Here is an 18,090-nt window from a genome sequence, read left to right as displayed (position 1 = left end):
TTCGTCTGCCGGGTCGTGCCGGCGCTTACTTCTTCAGCGCTTCGATCTCCGCCGCACGCAGCTGTGCGGCGAGCTTGTCGAGCACGCCGTTGATGAAGCGGTGGCCGTCGGTGGCGCCGTAGCCCTTGGCGAGCTCGATGGCCTCGTTGATCACCACGCGGTAGGGCGTTTCCAGGCGGCACTTGAGCTCATGGGTGGCGAGCAGCAGGATGGCGCGCTCGACCGGCGACAGTTCGGCGAGCGGGCGGTCGATGTAGGGCGCGAAGTCGTACTGCAGGTCGGCGACGTTGTCGAGGGTGCCGCGCAGCAGCTCGACGAAGAGCTCGCGGTCGGCCTTGTCGAAGCCCGACACCTGGCTCATGTGGTCTTCGATCACCGGCACGCTGTTGCCGGAGAGCAGCCACTGGTAGATGCCCTGCAGGGCGAACTCGCGCGCACGCCGGCGCGGGGACTTGGCGCTGCTCATTGCAGGGCCTTCAGCAGGTTGGCCATCTCAACTGCGGCGCGGGCGCAGTCGCTACCCTTCTCCTGCATGCGGGCCAGCGCCTGGTCGTCGTCTTCTGTGGTGAGCACGCCGTTGGCCACCGGCACGCCGGTATCGAGGGTGACGCGGGTGATGCCGGCGCCCATCTCGTTGGACACCAGCTCGAAGTGGTAGGTCTCGCCGCGGATCACCGCGCCCAGCGCCACCAGGGCGTCGAAGCGGCCGCTGCGCGCCATGGTCTGCAGGGTGAGGGGAATCTCCAGCGCGCCGGGCACGGTGGCGATGCGCATCAGCTCGGGCGACACGCCGAGGCGCTGCAGTTCGTCCACGCAGGCCGACAGCAGGCCTTCGCAGACATCCTGGTTGAAGCGGCTCATGACGATGCCGACGCGCAGGCCCTGGCCGTTGAGGTCGGTTTCGTACTCGTTGATGAGGTCAAAGCGGGGCATGGGAACTCCGTGAATTGCGGGGCGGGCGCGGCGGCTCAGTCCGCGTCGCCGTGGAAGCCGGTGATTTCGAGGCCGAAGCCGGCCATGCTGGGAATCTTGCGCGGGCTCGACATCAGCCGCATGCGCCCGACCTTGAGGGCACGCAGGATCTGCGCGCCGACGCCGAACAGGCGCGGATCCCAGCGCGCCGGGCGATCCGCGGTACCGGTCAGGCTGGCGAGCAGCTCGCGCCCGCTCTGCGGGCGGTAGAGCAGGACGATGACGCCGGCCTCGGCAGCGGCGATGGCGGCCATTGCCGCATTGACGCCGTAGCTGTGGCGACCGCTCTCCGGGTCGAGGAAGTCCACCACCGCGATCGGTTCATGCACGCGCACCAGGGTTTCGCGCGCCGGGTCGATGTCGCCGCGGCTGAGGGCGAAATGCACGTCGCCGGAGGTCTTGTCCTCGAAGGCGGAGAGGCGGAAGCGGCCGTGGGGGGTGTCCACTTCCTTCTCGCAGACCTGCTCGACGAGGTGCTCGTTGGCGGCACGGTACTCGATGAGGTCGCGGATGGCGCCGATCTTCAGGCCGTGCGCCTTGCCGAACTCGACCAGGTCGGGCAGGCGGGCCATGGTGCCGTCGTCCTTGAGGATCTCGCAGATCACCGCTGCGGGTTCCAGCCCGGCAAGCTGGGCGAGGTCGCAGCCGGCCTCGGTGTGCCCGGCGCGGATCAGCACGCCGCCCTTCTGCGCCGTGAGCGGGAAGATGTGCCCTGGGGTGACGATATCGTCCGGGCGCGCATGGCGGGCCACCGCGGCCTGCACGGTGCGGGCGCGGTCGTGGGCGGAAATGCCGGTGGTCACCCCGGTGGCGGCCTCGATCGAGACGGTGAACGCGGTGCCGTGCGGGGTGCGGTTGTCGCGCACCATCTGCTGCAGGCCGAGCTGGCGGCAGCGCTCCTCGGTGAGGGTCAGGCAGATCAGGCCGCGGCCATGCTTGGCCATGAAGTTGATCGCCTCGGGGGTGACGAACTCGGCGGCCATCACCAGATCGCCTTCGTTCTCGCGGTCTTCCTCGTCGACCAGGATCACCATGCGCCCGGCACGGATGTCCTCGACGATCTCGCTGATCGGCGACAGCGCGGTCATTGCACGGCCTCCTCGCGCCAGGCCAGCATGCGCTCGACGTAGCGGGCGATGAGATCGATCTCCAGGTTCACCCGGCTGCCGGCGCGCAGATGCTTGAGATTGGTCACCGCCACGGTGTGGGGGATGAGATTGATGGAGAAATCGGTGCCGTCGACGCGATTCACCGTCAGGCTCACGCCGTTGACGGTGATTGAACCCTTGCGCGCAATGTAGCCGGCGAGCGCCGCCGGCGCGCGGACGACCAGCTCGTGGCTTTCGCCCACGGGCTCGAAGCGCAGCACCTCGCCGACGCCGTCCACGTGGCCGGTGACCATATGGCCGCCAAGACGGTCGTTGAGCTGCAGGGCCTTCTCCAGGTTGACCTCGTTGCCGACGCCGTCGAGGCCGACGGTACAGTTGAGGGTCTCGCGGGAGACGTCGAAATTGACCCGCGTGCCATCGATGGCCACCACGGTCAGGCACACGCCGCTGTTGGCGATGCTGTCGCCGATGGCGACGTCGCCCAGATCCAGCCCGGCGACGTCAACGCTCAGGCGCACGCCGTCTTCGAGCGGCTCGATATGTTCGATACGGCCGCAGGCGGCCACGATTCCGGAAAACATTGGGGGGACCGTACGGATGGGGAAGGCGCCATTGTAGGGCAAAGCGCGGCGTCGGGGCAGTTCGATCCGGTGATCCACAGGCACTGCGCCTTGGGCGACCGCGGTCGGTTCGTCCTGCGGTGAGTGAGGGGCATGGCGCTGGGCCCGCCGGGCCCGTCCGCAGCGTGTGGGCATCGGCGCCCTCTTATCGACTGGATGGGCATCCCCAGCCGTGACGTGCTGCTGGTTGCGGACTCGGCCAACCGGGACGCACTCCAGCGCCTCGGGGACACCGTCAGGGAGATCCATGCCACGGGTGCCTGCAGCCTGACGGCCGATCTGTACGAGCGCGTCGATGGCGGCTGGAGGAAGCTTGCCGGGAAGACGCCAGGGAAGAACTGAGGGCCGGCGGGTGGGGACTCACCCCCGGATTGCGGGATCCTGGCGCAGCGCACGGTCGAGAATCTCCGCAAACGGCGCGGCGCGCATGAAGCCGACCACGCGCAGTTCCTCGTGCTGGGTGCCGGCGGCGTCAAAGAAGATGATGCCGGGCGGGCCAAAGAGGCCGAAGCGGCGCAGCAGGGCCTTGTGGTCGTCGCTGTTGGCGGTGACGTCGGCCTTCAGCAGCAGCATTCGCCCCATGCGTGCGGCGACGGCGGGGTCGCTGAAGGTGTAGCGCTCCATTTCCTTGCAGGAGACGCACCAGTCGGCGTAGAAGTCGAGCATCACCGGGCGGCCGGCGGCGGCGACGCGGGCGTCGAGTTCGGCGAGCGAGTCGATGCGTTCGAACTGCAGCGCCGTAGCCGGTGCGGCGGCCTGCGCGCGCAGCACCGCGAGTGGCTGCAGGGGATCGCGGGAGCCGGCCAGGGCGCCGACCAGCATGGCCGCGCCGGCGAGCAGGAGGACCACGCCGAAACCCTTCCAGAAGCGCTGCCAGCCTCGCGCATGCGCCGGCAGGGGGTCGAGGGCATGCAGGAAGATGGCGGAGAAGAGCAGCAGCGCGGCCCAGCCGAGCATGGTGGCGAGGGCCGGCAGCACCGGGTCGAGCAGCCATAGCGCAACGGCCAGCAGCATCACCCCGAAGGCTTTCTTGACCCCTTCCATCCACGGCCCGGCCTTGGGCAGCACGCTGCGCGCGGCGACGCCGACGACCAGCAGCGGGGCGCCCATGCCCAGCGCCATGACGAACAGCGCAGCGCCGCCGAGCACGGCGTCGCCGGTCTGGGCGATGTAGAGCAGGGCGCCGGCCAGCGGTGCAGCCACGCAGGGGCCGACGATGAGGGCCGAGAGCACGCCCATCACCGCTACCCCGCCGAGGCTGCCGCCCTTGCGGTGGGCGGCACTGTCGGCCAGCCTGCTCTGCAGGGCGGCAGGCATCTGCAGTTCGTAGAAGCCGAACATCGACAGCGCCAGGGCCACGAACACCAGTGCGAAGGCGCCGAGTACCCAGGCGTTCTGCAGTGCCGCCGACAGCAGGGTGCCGGACAGCCCGGCGGCGACGCCGGCAAGGGCGTAGGTCACCGCCATCCCCAGCACGTAGGCCAGCGACAGCAGCAGCGCGCGCATGCGCGAGATGTGGTGGCCGTGGCCGACGATGATGCCGGAGAGGATGGGAATCATCGGGAAGGTGCACGGCGTGAACGCCAGCAGCAGGCCGAAGCCGAAGAAGCTGGCGAGGATCAGCGGCACGCTGGCGCCGGCGAGGAGGCCGGCGATGCGTCCGCTCTCGTCGGCGGCGGCGGCTGCCGCGGGCGCGCCGGGGCTGCTCTCCGCGGGACGCGGTGGCGCCGTGGTGGCGGCCGGGGCGCCGCCACGCAGGCGTTCGAGAAGGCTGCCGCGGCCGCTGTCCGGCGGCGCGTCGAGATCGATGGCGACAGCCTGGGTAGCTGGCGGGTAGCAGATGCCGCCGTCCCAGCAGCCCTGGCTGTTGACCGTCAGGGTGAAGCGCCGGGCGTCGTCGGGGGCGCTGACCGGCAGCAGGATGCGCACATCGCCGCGGTGGGTTTCGACGGTACCGAAGAAGTCGTCGTCCTTGACCGTGCCGGGGGGAATCAGCGCTGCGCCGAGGCTGACTTCGGCGAGGTCGGCGGCAAAGCCGAACTTGTCGCCGTAGAGGTAGTAGTCCTTGTGGATGCGGAAGCTGACCTCGACGGTCTCGGGGTCGAGCGCGCGGGCGCTGAGCGCGAAGGCGCGTTCCGGATCCATCGGGTGGGTCTGCGCGTGGACCGCCGGCACCAGCAGGGCGAGGGCGAGGAAGAGCGCGGCAGTGGCGCGGGCAAGCAGGGACGCAGGGAGGCGAAGCATGGGGCGGGGCTCAGGTGTGCGGGGCAGGGGGCGTGGTTTCGGCAGTCACCCAGGCGAGGTAGCCGGGCAGTCCGCGCTCCACAGGGACTGCGACGATCTCCGGAAGTTCGTACGGGTGGGCGAGGCGGATCGCCGCTTCCAGTGCAGCGTAGTGCGTGCGCGTGCTCTTGATCAGCAGCGGCACCTCGGTGCTGGCCTCGACCTCACCCTGCCAGCGGTAGAGCGAGGTGCACGGTGCAAGCACGTTCACGCAAGCTGCCAGGCGCGCGTCGATGAGGCTGCGTGCGATGTGGCGGGCGCTGTCGGCGTCCGGCGCGTTGGTGAACACCAGCAGGACCTCGCTTTCACTCATCGCTGTGTGCTCAGCCGGCCGGCGGACGGGTGTCGACGAAGGCCGGACGGGCGAACAGCGGCTCGGCGTAGGCCTGCAGCGCGGGGTGGCGGTTGCGCCAGTCGATGTCGGGGTGGCGCAGGTCGAGATAGGCCAGCGCCACCGCCGCGGCGACGTCGCCGAGGCCGATGGCCTCGCCGTGCAGCCAGCGCCGCGTGCCGACGCGCCCGGCGAGGGCCTCCAGGCCGCGGACGATCTTTTCGCGCTGGCGGGCGATCTCGGTGCTGCTGCGCTCGCCGTCGGGGCGGCGCGATTCGAGCAGCGCTGCCACCGCGGCGTCGGTGATGCCGTCGGCGAGCGCCTCGCTCTGGCGTACCCGCACGGCCCCCAGCGCGTCAGCGGGGAGCATTGCCGGTGCGGCACCGAGCGTTTCCAGGTAGCCGGCGATGACCGGAGAGTCGAAGAAGGCTTCGCCGCCGTCAGTGATCAGCACCGGCACCTTGCCGAGCGGATTGAGCGCGGGGATGCGGGTGTTGGCTTCCCACGGCGAATCCACCACCAGCTCGAAGGGCAGGCCCTTCTCGGCAAGCAGGATGCGGATCTTGCGGGCGTACGGGCTGGTCAGCGAGGCAAACAGTTTCATGGTCAGGCTCCCGGGGGCGATCTACAGTGGAGTCCAGTTGCGGGCGATGAGTTCGCGGATGATGTGCAGTTTGCCGTGAAAGAAGTGGTCGGCGCCGGGCACCACCACCACCGGCAGCTCCTGCGGGCGTGCCCAGTCGAGCACGTTGGCGAGCGGTACGGTGTCGTCGGCCTCGCCATGCACGATCAGGCTGGAGAGTCCTTCGGGCAGCGCCGGGGTGTCGTACTGGCGGGCGCCGTCGGCGGCGCTGCCGGCGGCCATGCCGACCAACGCCAGGCGCTGCACCGGGGTGAGGCTGCCGGCGAGGCGATTGGCCACGCGGCACTGCACGAAGCCACCGAAGGAGAAGCCGCCCAGCGCCAGCGGCAGGCTGCCCCAGCGCGACTGTGCCCAGCCGAGCACGGCGAGGATGTCCTCGGTCTCGCCGTTGCCGTGGTCGTGCGTGCCTTCGCTCCTGCCCACGCCGCGGAAGTTCGGCCGCACTACGGCGTAGCCGAGATCGCGCAGGCTGCGCGCCAGCGTGTGCGCCACCTTGTTGGTGTTGGCGCCGCCGTAGAGCGGATGGGGGTGGCAGACCACGGCGATGCCGCGCACCGTCGCGGGGCTGTCGATGAGCGCATCGATGGCGCCGGCGCCACCGCGCAGCAGCACGCTCTCGGTGGGGGCGGGGCGGCTCACGGGGCGTCCTTCAGGCGCAGGCGTTCGACGATGCGCCCGCCGGCAAGGTGGCTGTCGATGATCTCGTCGATGTCTTCCTGGTCGACGTAGGTGTACCAGACGTTGTCCGGGTACACCACCAGCACCGGGCCGTCGTCGCAGCGCCCGAGGCAGCCGGCCTTGTTGATCCGCACCTGCCCGCGCCCCTTCAGGCCGAGCGCGGCGATGCGCTCCTTGGCGTGGGTCTGCAGGGTGCTGGCGTTATGGTCGTTGCAGCAGCTTTCGCCGGCCTGGCGCTGGTTGCAGCAAAAGAAGACATGGTGCTTGAAATAGCTCATGCGGACTCCCGTGGAATCCGCTGATTATAAGCGTCGGCCGCCGTTCAGGTGCTCGCCGCGCCACAGGCCGAGGGCCGACAGGTAGGCGAGGGCGAGGAAGGGCCAGGCGCTGGTCACCAGCGTGGTGAGACCGTGGAAGTTGAGGAAGTGGCCGGAGTCGAGCATTGCCGGGTTGAGTGGCAGGTAGGGATTGGCGGGCATCAGGTTGACCAGCAGGGTGGCTGCCAGCAGCGCGACGCCGGCCAGCGCGTGCTGGATCACCCGCGGCAGCAGCAGGCTGGCGCCGAGCAGGGGGAGGCCGATGGTGAGACCCAGTCGTGCGCCGGGGGTGAGCCAGGCCAGCGGATCGTCGGTGGAAAAAAAGGAGAAGGTCGCCAGGGTGTTGGCGCCGCAGGCCAGCGCGAGGAGCAGCAGGATCGGCCAGATGCTCGGAGCGCTCATCATGCAGCGTGCCAGCAGGCCGGCGGCGAGCACGGTGGCGGCGACATGGGCGGCCTCCAGGCGGATGAAGGCGGCGGGCTGGAACAGCACCGGGCTGGGCAGGCTGAGGGCCTGGCGCAGGTCGCCGCTGCCGAACAGCAGGCCGTCGGGGGTGAGCTGGGTGAGCAGCCACAGGCCCAGCAGCATCAGCCCGGCATCGCCCATGTGGCCACCCACGATGCGGCGCGCGCGCCAGCGCTGCAGCCAGCCTTGCTCGCCGAACAGCCAGTTGCCGAGGAGGGTGCCGAGGAGGGCACCGAGCAGACCGCCGGCGGCGTTGGCACCGAGGTCGATGTTGGAGGCGACGCGGGTGGGGAGGAAGTTCTGCGCGGTCTCCAGCCCCAGGCTGAGAAGGGCGCACAGCAGCGTCGCCAGCACGATGCGCAGCAGCGCGGCCCAGCGCCGCGGCAGCGCCGCCGCGGTGACGAAACCGAGCGGCAGGTAGCCGAGCACGTTGAGGACGATGTCGTCCACCTCGTAGTACTTCGGCCACGGCGCCAGCAGGAAGTCGAAGGGGGCAAGGCCGCTGCCCTGCCAGCCGGTGAACGGGTGCAGGCAGGCGTAGGCCACCAGCCCTGCATAGGCGAGGGCGAGGTGGACCGGCAGGGCAGAGGCGGTACGCGCCATCGCTTTGCCCGTGCACTCAGCCGGCGGTGGGCGCGGGAGGCGCCACGGCGGGCATCAGGCGGCCGTGCGCGGGCGCGTCGCGAACAGCGCCGGCAGGGGCAGGCGGGCGAGCAGTGCGGCGGGCGACCAGCGGGCGTCGACGGCCTCCCAGTCCACCGCGTCGAGGGTGTTCTTGACCAGCAGGCCGAGATCGGTGTCGCCCTCCATCACCAGGCGGCGGCTGAAGAACAGCGTGTCGGCGTCCTCTTCGCGGGCGGCGAGGGCGATGAAGTCGCGCACCGTGGCGCTGAGGGTGAGGTCGGGGCGGGCAGCGCCCGCCGGCAGCGTGCGGAAACCCTTCTCGCCAAGGCCGAAGTCCAGTGTCAGGCCGGCGTCGAGTACGCGCAGGCGCAGTCGGCGGCCGTTCAGCGGGGCGAGGTCCTCGCGCGGCAGGATGCGTCCGAGGGCGAGGTTGAGCGCTGCGGTGAGGGCGAGGGTGGGCGGCTGCTGCGGCAGGCGGGCGACGATGCGGGCCACCGCGGGCGGCAGCACGAAGGTGGGCAGGCGGCGGGCGGCGTTCTGCAGGGTGGCCAGATCGGGCAGGGCGGGCAGGGCGGGCATGGGGCGGGGATCCAGGAAGGGGGCGGTTACGCAGCGACGTATTGTTCCACACCGGGGCGTCCGTGCCAGAAACCGTTGCACGGGGCGTCGTTCATCCACTGGCGGCTGTGCTCCAGCGCCGCCGCCGGGCTGAGCTCGCCGGCCAGCGCGGCGCGGAAGGTGTCCACCAGCGCGCGGGTATGCTCGCCCTGCGGGCTGATGCGCAGCACGCCGGCGTGGGCGCGCAGGGCGGGCAGGTCGCCGAGCAGATTGTAGACCCGCGCCGACTGGGTCTGCACGCCGTTGAGGGTGAGGAAGGGTTCGCCTTCGCGGGTGCGCAGCACGATGCCTTCGCTCATCCCCAGGCAGCGGAACTCGCAGGTGTCCTTCTGCAGGTTGAAGTGGCGGGCGGTGAAGCAGCGCGCGGAGTGCGCCAGCGGCAGGCGTCCCCAGGCAAAGACCTCGGTCTGCGGGGTCTGCTCCATGCCGGCGAGCAGGTCGGCGAGGGCTGCGCCGGACATTTCCGGGGCCATCACCCAGCGTCGCGCACCGGCGTCCTGCAGCAGGCCGAGGGTGGCGGGGTTGAAGACGTTCAGGGTGGGGCCGGCGACCCAGTCGCGGCGCCCGGCCGCAGCGAGCAGGCGCACCGCGCCCATGTCGTTGGCTTCGACGCCGAACTCGCCCTGGGCGACGATGCGGCGCAGGGCCTTGAGGTCCGATTCGGACTCGATCAGCGCCTGGGTGGACAGCAGCACCTCCTTGCCGGCCGCGGCGAGCACGCCGGCCACTTCCAGCCAGTCGTCGAGGCGCAGTTCATGGCGGCGCGAGCACACCGTCTCGCCGAGGTAGACGATGTCCACCGTGCTGTCGGCAATGTCGGCGTAGAAATCCAGTGTGGCCTGGCGCGGCCAGTAGTAGAGCAGGGGTCCGAGGGCGAGTTTCATGGCAATCTCATTGGTCTTTCCGCCACCGTTCGCCCTGAGCATGTCGAAGGGCGATTCCCGGCGGAGGCAATCGGGCTTCGACACGCTCAGCCCGAACGGTGTGGTATCGGTGCGTACGCGCGCTTACTTCCACGGCCGGTAGTAGGCGCCCAGGGTGTGGCTCTGGCCTTCCGAGACCTTGTTGAGCTCGGCCATCCACGCCGGCTGCACGGTGAAGTTGTCGGCGTCGGCCATCACGCGGTCGAGCGCCGCACGCCACACCTTGGTGACCTGGGTAACGTAGGCCGGGCTGCGCTGGCGGCCCTCGATCTTGATCGCGCGCACGCCCGCGCGGGCGATCTCGGGCAGCAGTTCGAGGGTGTTCAGGCTGGTGGGCTCCTCGATGGCGTAGTAGGTCTCGCCATTGACGTCGAAGCGGCCCTTGCACAGCGTGGGGTAGCCGGCGCGCTCGCCGTCGGCGAAGCGGTCGATGAGGATGCCGTTCAGCCGCGTCTCCATGCCCTGCGGGGTCTGCTCCCAGCGCACATGCTTGCCGGGCGAGCAGGCGCCGTTGCAGTTGGGCGACTCGCCGGTGGCGTAGGCCGACAGCGCGCAGCGCCCTTCCACCATCACGCACAGCCCGCCGAAGCCGAATACCTCGATCTCCACCGGGGTGTTGGCGATCACCTGTTCCACCTGGGCCAGCGAGAGCACGCGCGGCAGCACCGCGCGCTGGATGCCGAAGCGCTCATGGTAGAAATTGATCGCCTCGTAGCTGGTTGCCGAGCCCTGCACCGAGAGGTGCAGGCGCAGCTGCGGATGGGTCTTGGCGGCGTAGGCCATCAGCCCGGGGTCGGCGAGGATGACCGCGTCCAGTTCCATCTCGGCGGCGCGGTCCACCGCGGCGGTCCAGTCGCCCCAGTTGCCGGCCTGCGGGTAGGTGTTGAGCGCCAGCAGCACCTTGCGGCCGCGCTGGTGGGCGTAGCGCACGCCTTCGCGCATGCTCGCCGGGTCGAAGTTGAGCCCGGTGAAATTGCGCGCGTTGGTGGCGTCCTTGAAGCCGAGGTAGACGCAGTCGGCGCCGTGGTCGATGGCGGTCTTGAGCGCGGGCAGGCTGCCTGCCGGACAGACCAGTTCGATGCGTTGGGAGGGGTTCATTTGGTTGCGGGGCGAAAAAAGCCCCGCAACCTTATTCGCTGTGCCGCGCCCGTGCGTTGACCGGGGTCAAGGGCGGGTCGCGGCGCCTGCGCTCAGCGTGCGACGTGGTGCGTGGCGGCAGCGGCGCGATGGTGGCCGGCGTGCGGGCGGTGATGGCTTTGCGGGCCGAGGTAGCCGCCGATGAGCATGCCGATGATGGCCGCAACCAGGCCGATCAGCTGCGGTTCGACGTCGCCTTCCGGTACGGTGAATTCGAGCAGCAGCCAGGTCGCCATGCCGAAGGCGATCGCCAGCGCGGCGCCGAGGTTGTTGGCACGCTTCCAGAACAGCCCGGCGGCCAGCGGCACGAAGGCGCCGGCCAGGGTGACGCGGTAGGCGTTCTCCACCATGTGGTGGATGGTGGTTTCGGTGGAGGTGGCGTAGATGGTCACCAGCACGGCGAACACCGCCACGGTGATGCGCGTGCTCCACAGGAACTGGCGGTCGCTCATGTTGGGGATGAAGCCGCGCAGGATGTTCTCCGAGAAGGTCACCGACGGTGCCAGCAGGGTGCCCGAGGCGGTACTCATGATCACCGACAGCAGGGCGCCGAAGAAGATCACCTGGGCGGCGAAGGGCATGTAGTTGACGATCAGGTGCGGCAGGATCAGCTGCGTGTCCTCGTCCATCAGGCGCTCGACCATCCCGGGGTCGATCAGCGTCGCCGAGTAGGCGAGGAACAGCGGCACCGCGGCGAAGAAGAAGTAGCTCACCCCGCCCAGCGTGGTCCCCCACACCGCGATGCGCTCGTTCTTCGACGAATTGACGCGCTGGAAGACGTCCTGCTGCGGGATCGAGCCCAGCGCCATGGTGAGCAGCGCGGCGGTCCACGCCAGCATGTCGAGGGCGTCGAGGCTGGGCAGCCACTCGAACTTGCCGTCGGCCGCAGCGCGTTCGATCACGGTATTGAAGCCGCCGGCCATGTCGCCCGCCAGCCAGGTGACGTAGAGCAGGCCGGCGACGATGACGATCATCTGCACGAAGGTGGTGATGGCCACCGACCACATGCCGCCGAACAGGGTGTACAGCAGCACCACCGCGGCGCCGATCACCATGCCCTGGTTCATGGTCACCACACCGTCGGAGAGTACGTTGAAGACCAGGCCCAGCGCGGCGATCTGCGCGCCCACCCAGCCCAGGTAGGAGGCGATGATGCACAGCGAGAGGATCAGTTCGGTGCTGCGGTTGTAGCGCACGCGGAAGAAGTCGCCCAGGGTGAGCAGATTCATGCGGTACAGCGGGCGGGCGAAGATGAGGCCGAACAGCACCAGGCAGATCGAGGCCCCGAGGGGGTCGGAGATCAGTCCGCGGAAGCCCTCGTCGATGAAGGTCGCGGAGATGCCGAGCACGGTTTCGGCGCCGAACCAGGTGGCGAACACCATGGCCAGCACGATGTACATCGGCAGGTTGCGGCCGGCGACGATGTAGTCGCGGGCGTTGTGCACCTTGGTGGCGGCCACCAGGCCGATGCCGATGGAAATGACGAGGTAGGCGACAACGAGCCAGAGCAGCATGGGCGGCCTCTCCGCACGGTTCAACGAGGGGTGGAATTCAGCGGGGCGAAGTGTAGCAACGAATACCGCTGCCGTGGGGGTAAAACGCGATGAAACGGCACCCAATTGCGCGCAAGTTGCCGCTTATGGCGCACAACGGTGGTGCATCAGCCGGATCGCCGCCCCAGTGCCGCGCAGGCCAGGTCGATCACCAGTCGCGCGCAGCCCCCATCGGGGTCCAGCGCGGGCACGTATTCGGTGATTTCCAGTGCGCGCAGATCGGCGCAGCCGCGCAGGGTGCGCAGCGCCGTGGCGAGTTCGCCGGCATCGATGCCGCCGGCCTCCGGGCACAGCACGGCGGGCATCTGCTGCGGGTCGATGGCGTCGAGGTCGAGGCTGACGCCGAAGCCGCCACCCTTGCCGCGGGCAATCCGCAGCGCCTCGGCAAACACCGCGTCGAGGCCGCGCCGGCGGATCTCCGCCATCTCGAAGATGCGTACGCCGAGGCGCTGCAGCAGGGCGCGCTCCTCGCCCTCCCAGGCGCGCGCACCGAGAACGCAGGTGCGCGCCGGGTCGAGCGCGGGGCCGCGCAGCCCGGTCAGTGCCGCCGCGCCCTCGCCGAGCAGGGCCGCCAGCGGCATGCCGTGGATGTTGCCCGAATGGGTGGTGGCGTCGGTGTGGCTGTCGAGATGGGCGTCGATCCACAACAGTCCCGGTGCGCCGCCATCGCCCTGGCGCACCCCGACGCCGCGCCAGCTGCCTGCGGCCACCGCGTGATCGCCGCCGATTACCAGCGCGGTGTGCGCCGCAGGGAGCGTGGCGATGCGCTCCGCCAGACGCCGGGCATAGTCGGCGCAGGCCTGCAGACGCTGGTGCATCGGCGTGCCGCAGGCGGGGGCGTCCTGCGCTTCCAGCAGCGTGGTGCCGGCCATCGCACAGCCAGCGTCCTGCAAGGCCTGGGTGAGGCCGGCCCCGAGCAACGCCCCGGGGCCCTGCTCGGGGCCGCGGCGCGGTGCGCCGGCGGCGGACGCGGCGGCGACCACGGCGAGGGTGCGGGAAACGCTCGCCACGGCTCTGAGCTCAGCCGAGCAGGCGCAGCACTTCCAGTCCCACCAGTGCCGCCAGCAGCAGGCCGACAATGGCGAGGATGCGGCTTTGCTGGCGCTGGGTGGTGTTGAGGCGGTCGAGCTCGTCGCGAATGGCGAGCTGCTGGCGCGACGGTTCGGTCAGCGCGTGATGCACCAGGCGGGGCAGTTGCGGCAGCGTGCCGGCCCATGCCGGGGCCTCTTCGCGCACCCCGCGCAGCACCGCGCGCCAGCCCATCTGCTCGTTCATCCAGCGTTCCAGGAAAGGTTTGGCGGTCTTCCACAGATCCAGCTCGGGGTCGAGCTGGCGGCCCAGCCCCTCGATGTTGAGCAGGGTCTTCTGCAGCAGCACCAGCTGCGGCTGCACTTCCATCTCGAAGCGGCGCGCGGTCTGGAACAGGCGCAGCAGCGTCTTGCCGAAGGAGATGTCCTTCAGCGGCTTGTCGAAGATCGGCTCGCACACCGCGCGGATGGCGCTCTCGAACTCGTCCACGCGGGTCTTCGCGGGTACCCAGCCGGCGTCGATGTGGGCCTGCGCGACGCGCTTGTAGTCGCGCTTGAAGAAGGCCAGGAAGTTGGTCGCCAGGTAGTTCTTGTCGACATCGGTGAGCGTGCCCATGATGCCGAAGTCGAGCGCGATGTAGCGCCCGTCGGCATGCACGAAGATGTTGCCGGGGTGCATGTCGGCATGGAAGAAGCCGTCGCGGAAGACCTGGGTGAAGAAGATCTCCACCCCCGCGCGCGACAGCTTCGACAGATCCGTGCCCTGCGCCAGCAGCGCCTGGGTCTGCGAGATCGGCACCCCGTGCATGCGCTCCATCACCATCACCGACTTGCCGCACCAGTCCCAATACACCTCGGGCACGATCAGCAGTTGCGACTCGGTGAAGTTGCGCCGCAGCTGCGAGCAGTTGGCGGCCTCGCGCATCAGGTCGAGCTCGTCGGCGAGGTGCTTGGCAAACTCCGCCACCACCTCGCGCGGCTTCAGCCGCCGCCCCTCCGGCCACAGGCGGTCGAGCAGCATCGCCGCCACCTCCAGCAGCGCCAGATCATGGGCAATGACGCGTTCGATGCCCGGGCGCAGCACCTTCACCGCCACCTCGGTGCCATCCGGCAGGCGGGCAAAATGGACCTGCGCCACCGAGGCAGAGGCCACCGGGGTGCGCTCGAAATCGCGGAACACCTCGTCCACCGGGCGGCCGTAGAAACCCTCCAGCAGCGCCAGCGCCTGTGCGGTGGGGAAGGGCGGCACGCGGTCCTGCAGCAGCGCCAGTTCGTCAGCGAGATCCGGCGGCAGCAGATCGCGGCGGGTGGACAGCATCTGCCCGAACTTGACGAAGATCGGCCCCAGTGACTCCAGCGCACGGCGCAGGCGCACCGCGCGCGGTTCGCGAAAACGGCGCCAGAAGAACAGCACGTTCCACAGGCGCGCCAGACGGCCGCTGCTGTCGGCATCGAGCACCATGCGGTCGAGGCCGAAGCGCAGGCCGACGGAAACGATCTTGATCAGGCGGAACAGGCGCACGGGAGGAGGGGCGGAGTGGGCAAATGCAGAACTGTATCGGAGGCAGGCCCATGCCGTCGAGCAGGGGCGCCGCCGGCATGCCGCGCACCGCGCGCTGCGCGGCACACTTGTGTGCATGTCATTGTGCTCTCATAATGCTGCAGCCATAAACCGGAGGACTCATCCCATGCCCGTCCAGCGCCTTCTCGCCGCCTTCCCCGCCGCCGTCCTCGCCGCCACCGCCGCACTGCCGGCGGTCGCGCAGGCCGACTACTTCTCCGCCGAGTTCGAAGGCGCGGTCATCGAGCTGGTCAATCTGGAGCGTGCCAACGCCGGCCTCGGTGCGCTGAGCTTTGACAGCCGCCTGCAGGCAGCTGCCCGCGCCCACGCCCACGACATGGCCAGCAACGGCTGCTTCTCCCACAACAGCTGCGACGGCGGCGTCTGGAGCGAGCGCATCTACAGTTACTACCCGCTGGCCGGCATCGGCGAGAACATCGCCGCCGGCTACAGCACCGCGGCCGCCGTGGTGGCCGGCTGGATGGACAGCGCAGGCCACCGTGCCAACATCCTCAACCCCGACTGGCTGGGCATCGGCGTCGGCTACTACTACCTCGGCAGCAGCGACTACCGCCACTACTGGGTGCAGAACTTCGGCACCCTCGCCCCCGTTCCCGAGCCCCACGCCTACGCCATGCTGCTCGCCGGGCTGGGTCTGCTGGGCCTCGCCGCCCGCCGTCGCGCCGCCGCCGGCCCGAGCCACGCCGCTTGATGGCCGCCGCCGCGCCGCCACCGGCGTCCTGGACCTGGGCTGATCAGCTCAGCAGCTGGCGCTTCTGGGCGCTGTTGATCGCCTATGTGCTTGTCGACGTGTTTTCCGGCGCCGCGCGGGGCTCGGTACTGCTGGATCTGCGCATCAGCTCCGGGCTAAGCCTGGCAGAGCTCGGCAACACCCGGCAGGTCGGCGCCGTGTCGGCCCTGCTGTGCCTGCCGCTGGCGTGGCTGGCGATCAAGTGGAAGCCTCTGCTTGCAATGGTGCTGCTGGCCGCCTTGACCTTCTGCGGGTTGCTGGTGGTGATGCAGGAAGGTCTGCCGCTCTGGGGCATGTCCATCGGCTGGGCTTTGCACGGGCTCGCTGGCGGAGCGCTCGTGTTCATCCTGCCCGCCGTCATCGCCGGCGGGCGAGGCGGCGCGGAAGCCTATCTCATCCCGTTCGGCATCGTCGCCACGCTGGGGTTTGCGGGCGGCACGCTGAGCAACGGGCTCGCAGGGGTCAGCTACGACCTCTGGGAGATGCGCAGCGTGCCTTACCTGGCGGCAGTTGCAGTGCTGGTCAGCGCCGCGCTGCTGCTCACCCTGCCGGCGCAGATGTTTGCCGGCCCGCCGCCGGAGCGGGGTTACGCACTCACCCCCCGGAGCAGGCCGCCGCTGCAGGTCGCGCTGCTCTTCCTGGTGCCGTTCTATGGCCTCTACTGGTTGTATCGCGTGCATGGCGAAGTCGCCGCGGTGGCGCCATCGCGCGCTTTGATGTCGCCGCGCGGGGCATTGCTCGGCGGCATCTTCATCCCCTTCCTGTGGCTCTTCGCCGTCGCCAGTCTTGCCGAGGTCCTGCAGCGCAAGTACCAGGAAAACGGCCTGCCAGCCCCTCCTTCAGTGCTCGGCACCAGCCTGTGGGCCCTGTTCCTGCCTCCGGTGGCCGCTGCCCTGCTGCAATCCCGCCTCAACCGCCTCGTGCCTGTGCCGCAGCCCGCGGAGTGAGTGGTGAGCCCCGCCATGGGGCTGCCCTGAACAGGCACGTTACTCCTTGACGTACGGGTCGTCCGCGGCGATCTCGCACGCGGCCTCGACCTCCGCGGGCCAGACCGGAATGCGGCTGGTCCATTTGGCGAACTGGCGGGTGATGGCGAGAGGGGTGAAGAGTGGCGCCAGGAGGCCGAACATGACCGGCATCGGTGCTCCGCCAACCAACTCTGACCACAGGCGTCGGCAACCATGCCAGAAGCGCTCCCGCTGCTGGCTGATCGGGGTGAGGCGTGCGATGCGCGGCACAGTGTCCTGAGGACCGTCCTCCATGTAGCGGCGGACGAACTCCCACAGTGACAGCAGCGCCGGCTCGTGGCGTCTCGCAGCGAAGGGAAGTGCGAAGGTCTCGCGCACCGTCGTGCCGTCGCTGGCGAGGACATGGGCCCTGACCTCCCACAGGCTCAACCCGCCTCCCCGGGGTTGCCGGCAGAGGGTGAAGAAGAGCTCGTCCCACGGTGCGCAAAGCACGCTGCCGTTGGTTCGAAAGACGTACACCATGCGGTTTCTGCGGTTGAAACGGATGGGGAAATGAGTGAGGGAAAAGGACTCGCTCAGCAAGAACCAGAGGCCTGCACCAAAGAGCGGCATGAAGATCAGCGTTGTCATGGCGAGGAATGCCATCCCATCAAGCATCTCTTGCTGGCTCGCCTGCTCAATGCCGTCCACGACACTGATCAGTGCCGCAGCCATGGCCAGGATGGAAATGCCGATGACCAGTAACGCGACCAGGCTTGCCTGCCCCTTCGCTCCGAAGAACTTGTCGGTGAGCTCCAGAAAGGTCGAGTTTGCACGTATGGCCGCCAGCTGCGACTGCGGCTCGACATCGTTGCGCCGGTCGACAGGCAGGTAATCCTCGATTTCCTCGCGCGTGAGTGGACGATTCGCGGGGTAGGAACTGATCAGCCCTTCAAACTCCATAAGTCCGTATCTGCCTTCTCAATGCCGGCCCGGGGGGGCGAAGGGCCAGGTCACCTCCTCGGTCCAGGCCGCATGGCGGACAGGGGTGTTGGTCGCCCCAGTACCTCGGCGCTGCGTTGACCGGTGGCGTGCCTGCCCGCCCATGACCATCAGCCCTTCACCTGCCGATCAGCCATGCCCAGCCGGCGATGGCGCACAGCAGCCAGAAGGCGCCGATGAACTGCTCGTGGCGCTGCAGGGGCTGGTGGTCGGGGCTCGCGCCCGGAGGCGGGCGCATGGGGCCGCCGCTGGCGGCGAGCGCTTCATGGGTGGCAGGCCAGTGCGGGGTGCGGCAGGTATGCATGGCAATGCCATGGGCGATCTGGAAACACATCAACACCGGCGCGAGCAGGCCGATGCCGGCGATCAGGGCCGCGGCCAGGGTGCGTTCGCGAGGAGGGCGGCCGGATGAGGTGAGGGTGGCGATGGGCGTGGCGCGCATCATGCCCAGCACATCGACGAAGGCGCGCAGGCCGCGCCGGCGCACGCTCAGGTAGTGGCGCACCGGGGGCAGCGCGGCCGGGCCCT

General features: G+C 69.5%; 21 protein-coding genes. 3 read left to right on the top strand and 18 right to left on the bottom strand.

Going from position 1 to position 18,090, the window contains the following annotated elements:
* Positions 1-25: 25 nt before the first annotated feature.
* Genes nusB through C8261_RS09795 form a run of 4 tightly spaced genes read right to left on the bottom strand, consistent with a single transcriptional unit; the run spans position 26 to position 2,662 of the window.
* A complete protein-coding gene (gene nusB, locus C8261_RS09810) occupies positions 26-466 on the bottom strand; it encodes a transcription antitermination factor NusB (protein WP_107493535.1) in 441 nt (146 codons plus the stop codon).
* Positions 463-933 (bottom strand): 6,7-dimethyl-8-ribityllumazine synthase, encoded by a 471-nt coding sequence (gene ribH, locus C8261_RS09805; RefSeq protein ID WP_107493534.1) that lies wholly within the window; start codon positions 931-933, stop codon positions 463-465. Before ribH ends, nusB begins: the two co-directional genes overlap by 4 nt.
* 35 nt (positions 934-968) lie before the next feature.
* Entirely contained in the window at positions 969-2,060 is a 1,092-nt protein-coding gene (ribBA, locus tag C8261_RS09800) for a bifunctional 3,4-dihydroxy-2-butanone-4-phosphate synthase/GTP cyclohydrolase II (RefSeq protein ID WP_107493533.1), read from the bottom strand.
* Positions 2,057-2,662, bottom strand: a complete 606-nt coding sequence (locus C8261_RS09795) for a riboflavin synthase (RefSeq protein WP_107493532.1) — start codon at positions 2,660-2,662, stop codon at positions 2,057-2,059. The genes ribBA and C8261_RS09795 overlap by 4 nt, the downstream gene beginning before the upstream one ends.
* A 195-nt stretch (positions 2,663-2,857) precedes the next feature.
* On the opposite strand from C8261_RS09795, the gene C8261_RS17335 reads away from it, so the two are divergent.
* On the top strand, positions 2,858-3,043 hold the full coding sequence (locus C8261_RS17335) for a hypothetical protein (protein WP_107493531.1): 186 nt from the start codon (positions 2,858-2,860) through the stop codon (positions 3,041-3,043).
* An 18-nt stretch (positions 3,044-3,061) separates the two neighbouring features.
* Here C8261_RS17335 and dsbD read toward each other — a convergent pair whose 3' ends face one another.
* From dsbD to ubiB, 12 genes are all read right to left on the bottom strand, one after another.
* The gene (gene dsbD, locus C8261_RS09785; protein WP_107493530.1) at positions 3,062-4,945 is read right to left on the bottom strand and encodes a protein-disulfide reductase DsbD; all 1,884 of its coding nucleotides are present in this window, start codon (positions 4,943-4,945) and stop codon (positions 3,062-3,064) included.
* 10 nt (positions 4,946-4,955) lie between these two features.
* Positions 4,956-5,297: a divalent-cation tolerance protein CutA gene (cutA, locus tag C8261_RS09780; protein WP_107493529.1), complete on the bottom strand. Its 342-nt coding sequence runs from the start codon at positions 5,295-5,297 to the stop codon at positions 4,956-4,958.
* A 10-nt stretch (positions 5,298-5,307) separates the two neighbouring features.
* Entirely contained in the window at positions 5,308-5,919 is a 612-nt protein-coding gene (locus C8261_RS09775; protein ID WP_107493528.1) for a glutathione S-transferase, read from the bottom strand.
* 21 nt (positions 5,920-5,940) lie between these two features.
* Positions 5,941-6,597, bottom strand: a complete 657-nt coding sequence (locus C8261_RS09770) for an alpha/beta hydrolase (RefSeq protein ID WP_107493527.1) — start codon at positions 6,595-6,597, stop codon at positions 5,941-5,943.
* Positions 6,594-6,914, bottom strand: coding sequence for a (2Fe-2S) ferredoxin domain-containing protein (locus C8261_RS09765; RefSeq protein WP_107493526.1), 321 nt, complete (start codon positions 6,912-6,914; stop codon positions 6,594-6,596). The genes C8261_RS09770 and C8261_RS09765 overlap by 4 nt, the downstream gene beginning before the upstream one ends.
* A gap of 24 nt (positions 6,915-6,938) precedes the next feature.
* Positions 6,939-8,021 carry a VanZ family protein gene (locus tag C8261_RS09760; RefSeq protein WP_107493525.1) on the bottom strand — a complete coding sequence of 361 codons (1,083 nt, stop codon included), beginning with the start codon at positions 8,019-8,021 and terminating at the stop codon, positions 6,939-6,941.
* A 54-nt stretch (positions 8,022-8,075) separates the two neighbouring features.
* The gene (ubiT, locus tag C8261_RS09755; RefSeq protein WP_107493524.1) at positions 8,076-8,621 is read right to left on the bottom strand and encodes a ubiquinone anaerobic biosynthesis accessory factor UbiT; all 546 of its coding nucleotides are present in this window, start codon (positions 8,619-8,621) and stop codon (positions 8,076-8,078) included.
* A 26-nt stretch (positions 8,622-8,647) separates the two neighbouring features.
* The gene (locus tag C8261_RS09750; RefSeq protein WP_107493523.1) at positions 8,648-9,544 is read right to left on the bottom strand and encodes a U32 family peptidase; all 897 of its coding nucleotides are present in this window, start codon (positions 9,542-9,544) and stop codon (positions 8,648-8,650) included.
* 123 nt (positions 9,545-9,667) lie between these two features.
* Entirely contained in the window at positions 9,668-10,681 is a 1,014-nt protein-coding gene (gene ubiU, locus C8261_RS09745; protein WP_107493522.1) for a ubiquinone anaerobic biosynthesis protein UbiU, read from the bottom strand.
* A 92-nt stretch (positions 10,682-10,773) separates the two neighbouring features.
* Complete coding sequence (locus C8261_RS09740) at positions 10,774-12,234, bottom strand: sodium:solute symporter family protein (RefSeq protein WP_107493521.1); 1,461 nt, start codon at positions 12,232-12,234, stop codon at positions 10,774-10,776.
* 146 nt (positions 12,235-12,380) lie between these two features.
* On the bottom strand, positions 12,381-13,283 hold the full coding sequence (locus tag C8261_RS09735; RefSeq protein ID WP_181358919.1) for an arginase family protein: 903 nt from the start codon (positions 13,281-13,283) through the stop codon (positions 12,381-12,383).
* Between the two features lie 10 nt (positions 13,284-13,293).
* A complete protein-coding gene (ubiB, locus tag C8261_RS09730; RefSeq protein WP_107493519.1) occupies positions 13,294-14,823 on the bottom strand; it encodes a ubiquinone biosynthesis regulatory protein kinase UbiB in 1,530 nt (509 codons plus the stop codon).
* A gap of 166 nt (positions 14,824-14,989) precedes the next feature.
* Here ubiB and C8261_RS09725 point away from each other — a divergent pair, with 166 nt between their 5' ends.
* Positions 14,990-15,574: a CAP domain-containing protein gene (locus tag C8261_RS09725; protein WP_181358918.1), complete on the top strand. Its 585-nt coding sequence runs from the start codon at positions 14,990-14,992 to the stop codon at positions 15,572-15,574.
* Complete coding sequence (locus C8261_RS09720; RefSeq protein ID WP_181358917.1) at positions 15,571-16,560, top strand: hypothetical protein; 990 nt, start codon at positions 15,571-15,573, stop codon at positions 16,558-16,560. The genes C8261_RS09725 and C8261_RS09720 overlap by 4 nt, the downstream gene beginning before the upstream one ends.
* Positions 16,561-16,599: 39 nt before the next feature.
* On the opposite strand, the gene C8261_RS17475 is transcribed toward C8261_RS09720, so the two are convergent.
* Together C8261_RS17475 and C8261_RS17330 are read right to left on the bottom strand one after the other, a co-directional pair.
* Positions 16,600-17,523, bottom strand: a complete 924-nt coding sequence (locus tag C8261_RS17475) for a DUF6708 domain-containing protein (RefSeq protein ID WP_219905178.1) — start codon at positions 17,521-17,523, stop codon at positions 16,600-16,602.
* Between the two features lie 157 nt (positions 17,524-17,680).
* On the bottom strand, positions 17,681-18,090 hold a 410-nt coding region (locus C8261_RS17330; protein WP_181358916.1), incomplete at its 5' end, for a hypothetical protein.

It is taken from the genome of Pseudothauera lacus (assembly GCF_003034845.1).
GTDB classification, from domain to species: domain Bacteria; phylum Pseudomonadota; class Gammaproteobacteria; order Burkholderiales; family Rhodocyclaceae; genus Pseudothauera; species Pseudothauera lacus.
This window is presented reverse-complemented; position numbering and strand designations above follow the sequence as displayed.